The sequence below is a fragment of the Streptomyces sp. NPDC052299 genome (assembly GCF_040679335.1).
Classification (GTDB): Bacteria; Actinomycetota; Actinomycetes; order Streptomycetales; family Streptomycetaceae; genus Streptomyces.
In genome coordinates, this window is record NZ_JBFAUP010000014.1 from 15261 (window position 1) to 29763 (window position 14503).

Below are 14503 nucleotides of genomic sequence, written 5' to 3' on the forward strand. Positions count from 1 at the left end.
ATGGATCTGCTCGATGCCCACCTCGTGCCGGCGGTCGACGGCGTGGCCTACGGGCTGCTGCTGTTCGTGGTCGCCGCCGGCCTGAGTCTCGCGTTCGGCACGGCCGGCGTACTGAACCTCTCGCACGGCATGCTGTACGCGATCGGCGCCTACACCGGCGCCGAGCTGAGCGACGGAACGTGGGGCGGCCTCGCCCTCGGGCTCGCGGCCGGAACGGCGGCCGCGGCCCTCGCCGGGGCGGGGCTCTCCGCCGCCACGGTTCCACTCGCCCGGCGTGGGCATCTGGCGCAGGCCCTGCTGACGTTCGGGATCGCCCTCGTCGGCGGGGACCTGCTGATCCAGTTCTTCGGGGCCGACGAGCTGCCGGTGCGCGTCCCCGGCGCGCTCGACTCGTCGGTCCACCTGCTGGGCCACCGCTACCCCGCCTACCGGCTCTGCTTCATCGCCATGGCCGTCGTCCTGGCGGCCTTCGGTACGTGGGTGCTCACCCGGACCCGGGTGGGCGCGGCGGTGCGCGCGTCGGCGGACGACCCCCAGATGCTCGCCGCCACCGGCCACAACCCCCGCGCCGTGCACACCGGTGTGCTCGCCGCGGCGGGCGCCCTGGCCGGTGCGGCGGGCGTGCTCGGGGCGCCGATCATCGGGCCCGGGCCCGGCACCTCCGAGAACGTGCTGATGCTGTCCCTCGTGGTCGTCGTCCTGGGCGGGCTGCGCTCGCTGTGGGCGACGTTCGCGGCGGCGGTCGCCGTCGGCGAGGTCCAGACCCTGGGCGTCTCGGTGCTCCCGGACCTGGCGCCGTACCTGCTGTTCGCCGCGATGGCGGCGGTGCTGGTGTTCCGCTCCCGCTTCACGGAGCCGGAGGCGCACGAGGAGCGGGGCCCGTCCTCCGACCCGGTCTCCCGGCTGCGCGGGCTCCTCGCCGCGCGGTGGGAGAACCGGCCGCGCAAGGCCGCGCCGCCCGCTCCGGCGACCCCGGGGCGGCTCGGTGCCTGGTTGCACTCGGCCGGGTGGCGGCAGGCCGTGCCGCTGCTCGTCCTGCTCGCCGTCCTCTTCGCGCTCCCCGGAATGCTCGACTCGTACAGCATCTCGCTCGCCGGGTCGGCCCTGGCGCTCGGGCTGCTGGCGGTCAGCGTCACCGTCCTGACCGGGTACGCCGGTCTGCCCACGCTCGGGCAGACCGCGCCGTTCGCCGTCGGCGCGTACGCCACCGCCAACCTGGCCGACGCCGGATGGACGGTGGGCCCGGTCCAGATCGTCCTCTCGGCGCTCGCGGCCGCCGTGTTCTCGGCGGTGACCGGGCCGGCGGTCATCCGCGCCCGGGGCACGACCGTGCTGATGATCACCCTGGCGGTGGGCGAGCTGACGAGTGCGGTGATCAACCAGGTCAAGTCCGTCACGGGCGGCGCCGACGGGCTGGTCGGCTTCCCGGCCACCCGGGCGCTGTGGGGCGGCGAGGGCATGACCGAGGAGCGGGAGCTGTACGTGTACGCGGCGGTCGTCGCCGTCGTGGCCGTCGCGCTCACCCTGCTGGTGCTGCGCTCCCCGGCCGGCAAGCTGCTGACCGGCACCCGGGGCGCCGAGGCGCGGATGCGCGCGTCCGGGCACCCCGTGGGGCGCTATCTCCTGGTGGCCCACATCTGCGCGGGCGCGCTCGCCGGGGTGGGCGGCTCGCTGATGGTCACCGTGCAGCAGTACCTCTCCCCCGCCGACGTCGGATTCGAGATCGCCGCGTTCGCGCTCCTCGCGGTCGTCATCGGCGGTACGACGTCGGTCATCGGCGCCCTGCTCGGCGCCGGGCTGATCGTGTTCACCCGGGACTGGGTCGCCGGCTCCTGGCCCGGCCACGGGCCGCTGCTGCTCGGGGCGCTGTTCATCGCCGCCGTGTATCTGCTGCCGCGCGGGCTGGCCGGCCTGCGCGCCGTCGTCGGCCGCCCCGTGCCCGCCGTCTCCTCCGGGAAGGTCGCCCCATGACGCCCGCATCCCACGCCGGACAGCCGGTCCCCGTGCTCGCCCTCGACCACCTCACCCGCAGCTACGGCAGCCTCACCGCCGTCGACGGGGTGTCCCTGCGGCTGCCCCCGGGCGCCCGGCACGCCGTCATCGGCCCCAACGGCGCCGGCAAGACGACCCTGCTCAACCTCATCGCCGGCACCGACCGGCCCGGCCGGGGCACGATCGCGCTGAACGGTACGGACGTCACCCGGGCGTCCACCGCGAAGCGCAGCCGCCTGGGCATCGCCCGCAGCTTCCAGCAGCCGTCCGTCATCGGCGAGCTGACGGTGCTGGACAACATCGTGCTGGCCGGCTGGACGCACCACCCGAAGAGCCGGGGGGCCTGGCGCAGCCCGTCCCGCTACCGGCTGCACACCGAGTCGGCGGCGCGGCACCTGGAGACCGTCGGCCTCGCGCACCTGGCGCACCGGCCGGCCTCGGAGCTCTCGCACGGGCAGCGGCGCATGCTCGACCTGGCCGCGGCCCTGGCGGGCGATCCGCGCCTGCTGCTCCTGGACGAACCGGCCGCCGGGCTGACCGACGGCGACATCGGCCGGCTGCTCGCCATCCTCGGGGCGCTGCCCGCGAGCGTGGCGGTCGTGCTGGTCGAGCACCACGTCGAGGTCGTCGCCGAGGTCGCCACCTCGGTGACCGTGCTGGCGGCCGGCCGGGTGCTGGTGACCGGGCCGACCGCGGAGGCGCTCGCCCACCCGGAGGTCCGCGAGGCCTACCGGAACACCGTGCCGGACCTCGTCACCGGCAGCCCCGAAGCGAGAGGATGACCGACTCCCGATGCTCGAAATCACGGGCCTGACCGCGGGCTACCACGGCGGCACGGTCCTCCACGGCCTCGACCTGTCCGTGCCCGCCGGCACGGTGCACGCCGTCGTCGGCCACAACGGCGCGGGCAAGACGACGCTCGTCCACACCGTCGCCGGTCTGATGCGCCCGGACGCGGGCACCGTACGGCTGGACGGCCGGGACCTGACCGGGCAGCCGGCGCACCGGATCGCCCGTGCCGGGATCGGCCTCGTGCCGCAGGGCCGCCGGGTCTTCGCGAACCTCAGCGTCGCCGAGCACCTGCGGCTCTCGCACCGTCCGCCGCGCCGGGGCGACGCCTCGCGGCCGAGCGTGTGGACGCCGGAGCGGGTCCTCGAACTGCTGCCGAGGCTGGGCGAGCGCCGGGGGAACCGGGGCACGGACCTGTCGGGCGGGGAGCAGCAGATGCTGGCCCTGGCCCGGGCGCTGCTCGGTTCGCCGAGCGTGCTGCTGCTGGACGAGCCGACGGAGGGCCTGGCGCCGGCTCTGGTCCGTCAGGTGCACGACCTGGTGACGACGCTGGCCGAGGAGGGCATCGCCGTGCTCCTGGTGTCGCCGAGTCCGGCGACGGCGGCCGGGTGCGCGGACACGCTCACGGTCCTGACGTCGGGCCGGGTGGCGCTGCGGCTGGACGGGGCGGAGGCCCGTAAGGACCCGACGGCCCTGCACGCGGCGCTGGAACTCGCGCCCACCGGGTCCTGACGGGCGCGAGGGGGCGGCGGCGCCCCCTCGCGCCCGGGGGGGCTACTTGACCTTCAGGCTGTGGCCGCCGAAGCCGCTGCTGCGGTCGGAGCCGCTGTTCTGGTCCTGCCACCAGGCGTCGAACTCGGGCTGGTGCATGGCCGCCCAGTCCGGGGTGTTCTCGACCTGGGTGCTGCCCATGCGGCGCGCGAGGGCGACCATCGCGGAGCCGACCGGGCCGCGTGCGGCGTCGTAACGCTCCAGCACGTCCTTCCAGTCGTCCCCGGCGTTCCAGGCCGCCTCCAGCGCGGTGGCGTCCTGGAGCGCCTTCACGCTTCCGGCGCCGACGTGCGGGCGGGAGACGCTGGCGGCGTCGCCGACGAGCACCATGCGGCCCGAGGTGTAGTGCGGGACGACCAGGTCGTAGATGGGCTGGATGAACGTCGTTTCGGCGGGCGTGCCGAGCACCTTGCCGGCCCAGAAGGGCGGGAAGTGCTCCGCGACCAGGGCGCGGAGCCAGTCGGTGAGTTCGGAGTTGAGGCGGCCGGGCGGGAGCGAGGTGGGGGTGCGCAGATCCGGGTGGAGGCCGTCCGCCTGCGGGGGCGTGGTGTAGAGCACCCAGTTGAGGCGGTGGCCGCCGGTGCCGTCCGGGATGCGGTAGAGCATGCAGTGGCCGCCGGGGAAGACGATGTTGTGGGCGTCGAGCCCGTCCGAGGGCAGCCCCTCGACGTCCTCGGACGCGCCGCGCCAGCCGATGTAGCCGGCGTACTCGGGGCTGATGCCGGGGAACATGGCCTCGCGGACCACGGAGCGGTAGCCGTCGGCACCGATGACCAGGTCGAAGCGCTCCTCGTGGCCGTCGGCGAGCCGCAGCGTCACCCCGTCGTCGGCCGGCTCCACGGCGCTGACGACGGCGCCGGAGCGGTAGTCGACGCCCTCGGGCACCCGGCTGCGCAGTTCGCTCCACAGCGAACCCCAGTTGTAGGCGCGGAAGGGGAACGGCTGCTGCCCGAAGCCGCGGCCGTGCGGCGCCTCACCGTCCCGTACGCTCCACACCCGCCGGGTCAACGGCGCCCACGGCATCTCGGGGGCTACGTATCCGGCCTCTCTCAGCTCCTCGTAGCGGTCGCTCTGGAGGGCGATTCCGACGCCCCGGTCCCGGAGTTCGGCGTCGGCGCGCTCGAAGACCGTGACCCGGTCCGCTCCGGCGCGCGACGCGGCCAGGGCCGCGGCACACCCCGCTATGCTCCCGCCGACCACGGCAATGCTGCCTCCACGCATGACTGGCTCTCCACTCACTTGATGTCCCGGCCGTCCGCCCGGCCGCTCTCCCGCCGGGGCACAGGCGCGGAAGTACGCTTGCGTTTGCGCTGGTTGGCCCTCGCCTTCGCGGTCGGGGCCCGCACCGAATCCTAGCGACGGGCGTACGGCGCGGGGACGGCCAGGTGGTTCCGCTTTTCAGCCACCGATACATCGTCAACAGTCGTCTTGTGTGCGTCGCTTGGTCATTTCTGATTAGTGTTCTGTCATGTCCCCCTCGCCGGTCACCTGCTCAGCTTCCCGCCCGGCGGCCGGCTTCGGCACCGGCCGCGACGCGCTCCGAAGACGCTCCGCCGTCCCCGGCCGCAGCTGAACGCGCGGGCCCCGGCGCCCGCGCGGTCGGCGGAACCGTCCCCCATGATTCCCGCGAGGACCCCATGACCGAACCGATATTGATCCTGCTCGCGCTGGCGGCGGGAGCCTGCGCCTCGCTGTGGTTCCTGCGCCGCGCCCGCGCCGAGAAGCGGCGGGCCGACGAACTCCAGCAGCAGCGCGCGCAGTTGACCCAGCAGATCCGGGCCGCCGAGCAGTACGTGGCGCATATCGCCCAGAACGTCGTCCAGGCGGCCGCGTCCGAGGCGCAGACCGGCCGTCCCTACCAACTGGATTCGGCCATCCCGCCCCAGCTGGCCCACACCCAGCTCGCCAACGGGCTGACCGCTCTCGCGGACCAGGTGCGCTCCTCGATCACCACGGCGGGCCGCCTCGCGCAGAACGCCGCCGAGGAACAGCTCACCCAGGTATGGGCCGAGACGGAGCGTCAGGTCGCCCAGGCCCGCCAGGAGTCGGTGGACACGGCACGGGCGGCGGTACGCGCCTTCGCATCGAGCACCGTGCACCGGGCGGCGAAGCTGAGCAGCACGATCAGCGCCGGGGTGCGGCGCCACGTGTCGGACGACGCGTACGCGACGCTGGTCGAGATGGACCACCTGGCGCAGCAGATGCTGCTCACCGCGTCCGGCTACGGCGTCCTGGCCGGTGACAAGCTGTCGCGGCGCTGGCCCGCCACCACGCTGACCGATGTGGTCCGGACCGCCATGGGGCGGGTCGAGGGCTACCAGCGCGTCCAGCACACGGACCTGGAGTCCTTCGCGGTGCGCAGCCGGTCCGTGGAGGCGGTCGTCCACACCCTGGCGGTGCTCCTGGACAACGCGCTGCGCTACTCGCCGCCCAACGCCCTGGTGCACGTCTCCCTGGAGCACGGCGCGAACGCGGCGTTCCTCGTCGTGGACGACGCCGGTCTCCGGATGGAGGACGAGCGGCTGACCTGGGCCCGCGAGGTGATGTCCGGCGAGCAGCGGGACGACATCACACGGCTGGGCGCCTATCCGCAGACGGGCCTGCGGGTGGCCTCGGTCCTGGCCCACCAGTACGGCTTCCGCGTCGAGCTGACCGCGCCGAACCTCTACGGCGGCACCCGCGCGATCATCGTGCTGCCGCAGGAGCTGCTGACCACACCCGGGCCGTCCCGGCCGGTGTCCGCGCAGTCGCTGCCCACGGCCCGGAAGGCCACCGTCCCCCCGGCCCCCGGGCCGGCCCCGCTCCCGGAGGCCCCGCCCATGACCGGGCCCGCACCCGACCCCGCCGCCCCCGCCCCGGCCGCGGCCGCCGCCCCGGCGACCGCCCCCGTGTCCCCGCCCACCGAGGAGCCCGCGTCCGGTCCGGCGCCGTCGACCACGGCCAGCGGGCTCACCGTCCGCCGGCGCGGGACGCGGCCCGCCGCCGGGGCGCGGCCCGGGCCCGAACCGGAGGTCGGGCCGGGCAGGCCCGCGGTGGCAGCGGCCTGGATGGCGGGCAGCCGCCGCAGCCGGGACAACCAGAACACCCCTCGTACGGACGAAGGACGTTGATCATGTCGGACACGCACGCGAACACCCTGGGCTGGCTGCTGGACGAGCAGCTCGGATCGGTGGAGGGCGTCCGGTACGCCGTGCTGATGAGCGGCGACGGGCTGCTGAAGGCGCGGACGCGCACCATCAGCCAGGAGGACGGCGAGAAGCTGGCCGCCCTGACCGCGTCGCTGCGCGCGTCGGGCCGGGCCTGGGACGAGTTCACCGGCGGACAGGGCGTGCGCCAGCAGCTGATCGAGTCGGTGTCGACCATCGGGCTGACCACCGCCGCCGGGCACCACACGATGCTGTCCGTCGTCACCACGGGCCCGCACGCCGACGTCGGCCTGATCAGCCACCACATGGCCCTGCTGGTCGTCCGCCTGGGCGAGCAGCTGGGCACCAGGGAGCGCACCCCGGTGCTCCAGCCGGACGGCGGCCCCGCCGCATGAGCGGCCCACGGCACGATCCGGACATGGTCAGGCCCTACGTCCGCACGGGCGGGCGGGTCCGCCCCGACCGGGACGTACGCCTGGAGAGCGTGGTCGTCGCCGCGCCGGGCCCGACCGGTGAGCTGGGGCCCGACGCGCGGCGGGTGATGAGGCTGTTCGCGGTGGGCCGGGGCGGTCTGGCCGTCGCCGACATCGCGGCCGCGCTCCAGCTGCCGCCCTCCACCGTCCGGATCATCGTGTCCTCCCTGATGGACAGCGGCCATCTGGCCAGCCCGGCCCCCGCCGCCGGTGACCAGCCCCGAAACGACCTCCTCCAGAAGGTGCTCGATGGACTCCGAGAACTGGTCTGACGCCTCGAACGGCGTCTCGTACGTACCGGCCACGGTGACCCAGTCCGCCAAGATCGTGATCGCCGGCGGCTTCGGCGTCGGCAAGACGACCTTCATCGGCAGCGTCTCGGAGGTCCGGCCGCTGCGGATGGAGGAGCCGATCACCGAGGACAGCGCCGGCGTGGACGATCTGCGCGGGGTGCCGGAGAAGACCACGACGACCGTGGGCATGGACTTCGGCCGCATCCACCTGGCCGGCGGCGCCCTCGCCCTCTATCTCTTCGGCCTGCCGGGACAGGCGCGCTTCCAGCCGCTGTGGGAGGACCTGGCCCACGGAGCGCTCGGCTGCCTGGTGCTGGCCGACACGCGCGACCTGGACGCGAGCCACGAGGCGCTGGGGCTCCTGGAGGACCAGGGCATTCCGTACGCGGTCGCGATCAATGTGTTCCCGGACGCGCCCGGATACGGCCTGGACGAGATCCGCGAGGCCCTGGCGCTGGACCCCGAGACGCCCCTGACCACCTGTGACGCCCGGGACCGTACCTCCTGCGTGTACGCCCTGATCACGCTCACGGAATACCTCGCCGCGCAACGGCCTGCCCTCTCCCTGGAGCCCACCCGATGACGTCCCCCAGCCTCACCCTGCCGTCGGCCCCGTCGGGCCGGGTCGCGCTCTACGACCCGGCCTACGCCGCCGACCCGCACGCCGCGTACGAGCGGATGCGGGCGGTGTACGGGCCGCTGGTGCCCGTCGAGCTGTCCCCGGGCATCCCCGCCACCCTGGTGATCGGCTACTTCCAGGCCCGCCGCATCCTCAACGACCCGCTGTACTTCCCGCACGACCCGCGCGTCTGGCAGGAGCAGGTGCCGGCCTCCTGCCCGGTGCGGCCGATGATGGAGTGGCGGCCCAACGCCCTGCGCAGCAGCGGCACCGCGCACGCCCGCTACCGGTCCGCCAACACCACCGCGATCGACGCCGTGGACCAGCACGAGCTGCGGGCCCGGGTCGAGAAGCTGGCCGAGGCCGCCATCGGGGACTTCGTCACGGCGGGCCGGGCCGATGTGCTCACCCAGTACGCGTGGCCGATCGCCTTCCGCGTCCTGAGCTCGCTGCTCGGCTGCCCCGACGAGATCGGGGCGCGCATCGCCGACGGCATGTCCCGGATCTTCGAGGCCACGGACGCCCAGCGGGGCAACGAGATCCTGGGCCAGGCGGTCACCGACCTGGTCGAACTGCGCCGCCGCCACCCCGCCGACGACATCACCTCCCGGCTGCTCGGCCACTCCGCGCAGCTGACCGACGAGGAGATGGGCCACCAGCTGGTCACGCTGTACGGGGCGGGCATCGAGCCGCTGACCAATCTCATCGCCAACACCCAGCTGAAGATCCTCACCGACGAGGAGTTCTCCGCCGGGCTGCACGCCGGGCACTCCACCGTGCGGGACGCGCTCGACACCGTCCTCTACACCGACCCGCCGATGGCGAACTACTGCGTCACCTATCCGCCCTACCCGGCGGACATCGACGGGGTGCTGCTCCCCGCCCACCAGCCGGTCCTGATCTCGATGGCGGGCTGCAACAACGACCCCGCGATCGCCCTGGCGTCCGGCGGCATCGCGGGCAACCGGGCGCACCTGGCGTGGAGCATCGGCCCGCACACCTGCCCGGCGCGCTCGCACGCGTACCTGATCGCGGAGACCGCCGTCACCTGTCTGCTCGACGCCCTGCCCGAGATGGACCTCGCGGTCCCGGCCGCCGAACTGCGCTGGCGCCCGGGCCCGTTCCACCGCGCGCTGGAATCCCTCCCCATCGTCTTCCCCGCCTCCCACTGAAGGAGCCCCATGTCCGAGCAGCCGATCATCGTCCTCGACCCGGCGGGCACCGACCGCCACGCGGAGTACCGGGCGCTGCGCGAGCGCGGTCCCGCCACCCGTGTCGACGTCCTCGGGGTCACCGCCTGGTCCGTCAGCGACCCGGCCGTCCTGAAGGAGCTGCTGACCAGCTCCCAGGTCTCGAAGGACGCCCGCGCACACTGGCCGGCGTTCGCCGAGACGGTGGCCACCTGGCCGCTCGCCCTGTGGGTGGCGGTGAACAACATGTTCACCGCGTACGGCGGCGACCACCGGCGGCTGCGCCGGATGATCGCCCCCGCGTTCAGTGCCCGCCGCATCCAGGACCTGCGCGCCTCGGTGGAGAAGATCGTCTCCGAACTCCTCGACGGCCTCGCCGCCCGGCCCGCCGGTGAACCGGTCGACCTGCGCACCGAGCTCGCCTACCCGCTCCCGATCGCGGTGATCGGCCGCCTCATGGGCGTCCCTGAGGACCAGCTCGACGGCTTCCGCGCCAAGGTCGACGGCGTCTTCGACTCCACCCTCACCTTCGAGGAGGCCACGGCCAACACGGCCGCCCTGTACGGGGCGCTCGACCATCTCATCGCCTCCAAGCGGGACCTGCCGGGCGACGACATGACCTCGCTCCTGCTCGCCACCCGCGACGAGGAGGGCGACGGCGGCCGCCTCAGCGACGAGGAGCTGCGCGACACGCTGCTCCTGATGATCTCCGCCGGTTACGACACCACGGTCAACGTCATCGACCAGGCGATCACGGCCCTGCTGACGCAGCCGGAACAGCTCGCCCACCTCCGCGAGGGCCGCGCCGACTGGAACGACGTGGTCGAGGAGACCCTGCGCCACGAGCCCGCGGTCAAGCACATCCCGATGCGCTACGCCCTCTCGGACATCCCGCTGCCCGACGGGCGGAAGATCGCCCGGGGCGAGGCGATCCTGGTCTCCTTCGCGCCCGCCAACCGCCACCCCGACTGGCACGGCGAGACCGCCGACGACTTCGACGTGACCCGCGCCGCCAAGGACCACCTGGCCTTCGGGCACGGCGTGCACTTCTGCCTCGGCGCCCCGCTGGCCCGGCTGGAGATCGCCACGGCCCTCCGTCAGCTCTTCGACCGCTTCCCCGGCATCAGCCTCGCGGTCCCCGCGGAGGACCTGCTCCCGCTGCCGTCCCTGATCAGCAACGGCCACCAGGCCCTTCCGGTCCACCTTCACCCGACGGCGGGCTGACCGGCCGCCGGTGACGGCGGTGGCTGGTGTCGCACCAGGGGTACGTCCGGCTGCGGCGGCAGGTGCAGACGGCGACGACGAAGCGGTCGGAGGTGACGGTCGAGCCGTCCTCCCGGACGATCTCGACCGGCCCCTCGATCAGCACCGGGCCGCCCGGCTCGACGGTGACCCGGCGGGGTTCACGTGCGTTCGGCACGGATGACCACCAGTTCCTCGGCGTCGTCACGGGGGCCGAGCAGGCCCCGCGCACGGAGCCACGGCAGCCGCTCGGTCATGACCGGCCCGAAGGGTACGGAGGACCGGTGCGTGACCGCGGCGCGCAGGCCGCTCGCGGTCAGCCGGGCCAGGGTCTCCTCCGCCCCGCACAGCCCGGAGTGGACGAGGAGCAGCACGCCGTTCGGGCGGAGGGCGTCGTGGGCGTGGGCGCAGAGGCGGTCCAGGGCCTCCCGGCCGCGGAGCCCGGCGTCCCAGGCGACCTCGGGGCCGTGGCCCCGGGCACGGCGGGGCCGCGGGGCGGGGACGTACGGCGGGTTGCTCACGATGAGGTGGAAGCGCCGGCCGACGACGGGGCCGGTGAGGTCGCCGCGCAGCACCCGGACGCGGTGGCCGGCGCGGGCGGCGTTCAGGCGGGCGGTCAGGACGGCCCGCCGCGAGATGTCGATCGCGGAGACCCGGGCCCCGCCGCGCGCCGCCAGCAGGGCCAGGGCGCCGCTGCCCGTGCAGACGTCGAGGACGTCCATGCCGGCTGACGGGCCCTCGGCCTGGAGCGCCCGCGCCAGCAGGTGGGTGTCGGCCTGCGGGGCGTACACGCCGGGCAGGGTCCACAGCCTGCCCAGGTCCACGGGCGGTGCGGCGGCAGTCGTCATCCGAATCCTCCATGAGGGGGAAGGCGGCCCTCGTTCTCCCCGGCGCGGGCTCGTCCAGTCCAGCGTGACCGGGCCCGCCGCCCGCCGCGACCCGGGAGGCCTCTCCCGGGGGCTCCCGCCGCGCACATCCGGCATCCCCGGGTGACCATGGCCGGAACAGGGCAGCCCGGCCCTCCCGTCACCGCGAAGGAGTGCCCGTGACCGACCGGAAGCACCTGCTGCGCGGCCGTACGGCCGTGGTGACGGGCGGCGCGCGCGGCCTCGGCAAGGCCATGGCGCGGGAGCTGGCCGCCCGGGGCGCCCGGGTGGCGCTGCTCGGCCTGGAGGAGGAAGCGCTCGCCGGGGTGGCCGCCACGCTCCCCGCGCCCTCCGGGCACTGGCACGTGGACGTCACCGACGACGCGGCAATGGCCCGCGTCGCCGACGAGGTGCGCCGGCGCCTGGGCCCCGCCTCGGTGGTCGTCGCCAACGCGGGCGTCGCCGAGGGCGGTCCGTTCGCGGACTCCGACCCGGTGAGCTGGCGGCGCGTGGTCGAGGTCAATCTGATCGGCAGCGCGGTGACGGCCCGGGCGTTCCTGCCGCAGCTCCTGGACACCCGGGGGCACTACCTCCAGATCGCCTCGCTGGCGTCCATCGGCGCGGCGCCGATGATGAGCGCGTACTGCGCCTCCAAGGCGGGCGTGGAGGCCCTGTGCCACTCGCTGCGCGCGGAGCTGGCGCCGCGCGGGGTGGGGGTGGGCATCGCGTATCTGAACTGGATGGACACCGACATGGTCCGGGACGCCGACCGGTTCCCGGTGCTCCGCGAGCTGCGCGCCCACATGCCCCCGCCGGCCCGGAAGACCTACCCGGCGCCCCAGGTGGCCCGGCGCCTGGCCGCGGCGATCGAGCGGCGGTCGCCGTCGGTGTACGTCCCGGGCTGGCTGCGGGGCGTCCAGGCCGTGCGGGCGGGGCTGCCGGGTGTCGTCGCCCTGGCGACCCGCAAGGAGCTGAACCGTTCCCAGTTCACCGCCACGGGCCTGCTGGGGGCCGGGGGCCGCGCCGCGGAGCCCGCCCGGCCGGACTGACCCGCGCCTCAGCGCCGCAGCCGTCGCCGCAGCGCCGCGCGCGCCGCGTTCGCGCCCGGCGCCCCGTGCACCCCGCCGCCCGGGTGCGCCGAGGCCGAGGCGAGGTACAGCCCCCTGACCGGAGTCTCGGGGCGGCCGGTGCCCGGGGTCGGGCGGAACACGAGTTGCTGGTGCGCCGACGTCGTGCCGCCGTTGATCGCACCCCCGTAGAGGTTGGCGTCCATGGACTCGATGGTCGGGGGCGCCAGCAGGCGGCGGGCCATGATGCGGGAGCGGAAGCCGGGGGCCCAGCGCTCCACCTCGTGCTCCATGCGGTCGGCCATCGCTTCCCGCTCGCCCCGGTCCCACCGCCCGGTCAGGCCGTCCTCGCCCGCGTCGCCCTTGATGCGGTGCGGGACGTGGGTGTAGGCCCAGGCGGCCTCGGTGCCGGCCGGGGAGCGGGTGGCGTCGGCGGTGCTCATCTGGCCGAAGAGGAGGAACGGCCGGTCCGGCACCTGCCCCATGGCGATCTGCGCGGCGAACCGGGTGAGGCCGTCGACGCCGTCCGCCAGGTGGACGGTGCCCGCCGTGGCGGCCTCGCGGGCGGTCCAGGGCACCGGCCCGTTCAGTGCCCAGTCCACCTTGAACGTGGCGAAGTCCCACTGGAAGCGGCGCAGGTCGTCCAGGAGCCGGGCGGGCAGATGGTGTGCGTCGACCAGTCCGCCGTAGAGCGCCGGGGCGGAGACGTCGGCGAGCACGGCGCGGGACGCGGGCACGGCCTCGCCCCCGGCGGTGCGCACGCCGACGGCGCGTCCGCCGCGTACGACGACCTCCGTGACCCGCTCGCCGCAGCGGAGCACCCCGCCGTGCCGTTCGAGGCGCCGGACCAGGGCGGCCGTGAGCGCGCCCGCGCCGCCGACCGGCACCGGGAAGCCGTAGGTCTGCCCGAGCATCGACATCAGCCAGCCGAAGCCGCCGCTGCCCGCCGCCTCGGGGCCGAGGTCGGCGTGGAGCGCGGTGCCCGCCAGCAGGACCCTGGCCGCCTCGCCGTCGAACCGCTCCTCGCCCAGGCGGCGTACGGGCAGCAGCAGGGTCCGCGCCAGGCGCAGGCCCCCGGCGGCCCGGAGCCGGGCGGCGAGGCGGAGGCCGGAACGCACCGGCGGGAAGGGCGTGAAGAGGGCGCCCAGCACGTCGCGGCGCACCCGGTCCCAGGTGGCGCACAGCTCCAGCCACGCCGCCCCGTCGCCCTCGGCGAAGGCGTCGAGCCCCGCCGCCGTGTCCCGGGCGTCGTCCTCCAGCACCGCGCACCGCCCGTCCGGCAGCGGGTGCGCCAGCACGCGGAGGGCCCGCGACCAGCGCAGCCCCTCGTCCTGGAGGTCGAGCCCGCCGATGACCGGGGAAGCCGCTGCCAGCGGGTAGAACGCGCTGAACAGGTCGGTGACGTAGTCGGGGTGCACCGCGCGGTCGCTGCGCACGGCCCCGCCGGGCCCGGGCTGCGCCTCCAGGACCTCCACGCTCCACCCGGCGGCGGCGAGCAGGTTCGCCGCGACGAGCCCGTTGGGGCCCGCGCCGATGACCACGGCGTCCGGCATCATGCCTCCAGGTGGGTCGCGGGAAGGGCTCAGACCGCTTCGCGGGCGCCCTTCGGGGCCGCCTCGACGGTCTGCGCGAGACGGGCGAGGACGCTGCGGTGGCGGAGCTGGATCAGCGCGTCGACGGCGGTGTTGTGGAGCCTGCCCGCCGGTCCGCGCAGCGGGTGTTCGTCCAGCGTCACCAGGGCGTTGTCGCCCCAGCGCCGTACTTCCAGGGCGATCCGGGCGGTGCCGATCCGCCCGCTGTCGGCCTCCAGCTCCAGGATGTGCGGGGCCTCGCAGCGCCGCACGATGGTCCGCCCCTGCACGGACCACCGGCCGATGCCCAGGGCGTACGTGAGGCTGGCGCCGACCTCCGGCCAGTCGCCCCGGCGGGGGCGTGAGCCGGAGGTCCCGACCACCCAGTCGCTGTAGCGCGAGGGGTCCGCGAGGACCCGCCAGACGTCCGCCACGGTGGCCTCGATCAGACGATGCCTTACGGCCATGGGTCCTCCTCCTGTCG

General features: G+C 74.9%; 15 protein-coding genes. 10 read left to right on the plus strand and 5 right to left on the minus strand.

The genetic code is table 11. The annotated features are described in order from the left end of the window. Genes AB0L33_RS23285 through AB0L33_RS23295 form a run of 3 tightly spaced genes read left to right on the plus strand, consistent with a single transcriptional unit; the run spans position 1 to position 3513 of the window. On the plus strand, positions 1-1971 hold the full coding sequence (locus AB0L33_RS23285) for an ABC transporter permease (RefSeq protein ID WP_365684347.1): 1971 nt from the start codon (positions 1-3) through the stop codon (positions 1969-1971). Then, positions 1968-2774, plus strand: a complete 807-nt coding sequence (locus AB0L33_RS23290) for an ATP-binding cassette domain-containing protein (RefSeq protein ID WP_365684349.1) — start codon at positions 1968-1970, stop codon at positions 2772-2774. The genes AB0L33_RS23285 and AB0L33_RS23290 overlap by 4 nt, the downstream gene beginning before the upstream one ends. A gap of 10 nt (positions 2775-2784) precedes the next feature. Further along, positions 2785-3513 carry an ABC transporter ATP-binding protein gene (locus AB0L33_RS23295; protein ID WP_365684350.1) on the plus strand — a complete coding sequence of 243 codons (729 nt, stop codon included), beginning with the start codon at positions 2785-2787 and terminating at the stop codon, positions 3511-3513. Positions 3514-3555: 42 nt separating this feature from the next. On the opposite strand, the gene AB0L33_RS23300 is transcribed toward AB0L33_RS23295, so the two are convergent. Continuing rightward, the gene (locus AB0L33_RS23300; RefSeq protein WP_365684352.1) at positions 3556-4773 is read right to left on the minus strand and encodes an FAD-dependent monooxygenase; all 1218 of its coding nucleotides are present in this window, start codon (positions 4771-4773) and stop codon (positions 3556-3558) included. Between the two features lie 416 nt (positions 4774-5189). Between AB0L33_RS23300 and AB0L33_RS23305 the strand changes: the two genes are divergently transcribed. Genes AB0L33_RS23305 through AB0L33_RS23330 form a run of 6 tightly spaced genes read left to right on the plus strand, consistent with a single transcriptional unit; the run spans position 5190 to position 10497 of the window. After that, a complete protein-coding gene (locus tag AB0L33_RS23305; RefSeq protein ID WP_365684354.1) occupies positions 5190-6662 on the plus strand; it encodes a hypothetical protein in 1473 nt (490 codons plus the stop codon). A gap of 2 nt (positions 6663-6664) precedes the next feature. Beyond that, positions 6665-7093 (plus strand): roadblock/LC7 domain-containing protein, encoded by a 429-nt coding sequence (locus AB0L33_RS23310; protein WP_018105448.1) that lies wholly within the window; start codon positions 6665-6667, stop codon positions 7091-7093. Positions 7094-7116: 23 nt separating this feature from the next. Further along, a complete protein-coding gene (locus AB0L33_RS23315; RefSeq protein WP_365684357.1) occupies positions 7117-7443 on the plus strand; it encodes a DUF742 domain-containing protein in 327 nt (108 codons plus the stop codon). Further along, a complete protein-coding gene (locus tag AB0L33_RS23320; RefSeq protein WP_365684359.1) occupies positions 7421-8047 on the plus strand; it encodes an ATP/GTP-binding protein in 627 nt (208 codons plus the stop codon). Before AB0L33_RS23315 ends, AB0L33_RS23320 begins: the two co-directional genes overlap by 23 nt. Then, on the plus strand, positions 8044-9255 hold the full coding sequence (locus AB0L33_RS23325; protein ID WP_365684361.1) for a cytochrome P450: 1212 nt from the start codon (positions 8044-8046) through the stop codon (positions 9253-9255). The genes AB0L33_RS23320 and AB0L33_RS23325 overlap by 4 nt, the downstream gene beginning before the upstream one ends. 9 nt (positions 9256-9264) lie before the next feature. Then, positions 9265-10497 (plus strand): cytochrome P450, encoded by a 1233-nt coding sequence (locus tag AB0L33_RS23330; RefSeq protein ID WP_365684363.1) that lies wholly within the window; start codon positions 9265-9267, stop codon positions 10495-10497. On the opposite strand, the gene AB0L33_RS23335 is transcribed toward AB0L33_RS23330, so the two are convergent. Further along, on the minus strand, positions 10445-10693 hold the full coding sequence (locus AB0L33_RS23335; RefSeq protein ID WP_365684365.1) for a CDGSH iron-sulfur domain-containing protein: 249 nt from the start codon (positions 10691-10693) through the stop codon (positions 10445-10447). The genes AB0L33_RS23330 and AB0L33_RS23335 overlap by 53 nt on opposite strands. Continuing rightward, positions 10677-11363, minus strand: coding sequence for a HemK2/MTQ2 family protein methyltransferase (locus tag AB0L33_RS23340; protein ID WP_365684366.1), 687 nt, complete (start codon positions 11361-11363; stop codon positions 10677-10679). The genes AB0L33_RS23335 and AB0L33_RS23340 overlap by 17 nt, the downstream gene beginning before the upstream one ends. Positions 11364-11560: 197 nt before the next feature. Between AB0L33_RS23340 and AB0L33_RS23345 the strand changes: the two genes are divergently transcribed. After that, positions 11561-12430, plus strand: coding sequence for an SDR family oxidoreductase (locus AB0L33_RS23345; RefSeq protein ID WP_365684368.1), 870 nt, complete (start codon positions 11561-11563; stop codon positions 12428-12430). Positions 12431-12438: 8 nt separating this feature from the next. Here the strand turns inward: AB0L33_RS23345 and AB0L33_RS23350 are convergent, their stop codons facing one another. Continuing rightward, on the minus strand, positions 12439-14001 hold the full coding sequence (locus tag AB0L33_RS23350) for an NAD(P)/FAD-dependent oxidoreductase (protein ID WP_365684369.1): 1563 nt from the start codon (positions 13999-14001) through the stop codon (positions 12439-12441). A gap of 29 nt (positions 14002-14030) precedes the next feature. Continuing rightward, entirely contained in the window at positions 14031-14486 is a 456-nt protein-coding gene (locus AB0L33_RS23355; RefSeq protein WP_365684371.1) for an SRPBCC family protein, read from the minus strand. Positions 14487-14503: the final 17 nt, after the last annotated feature.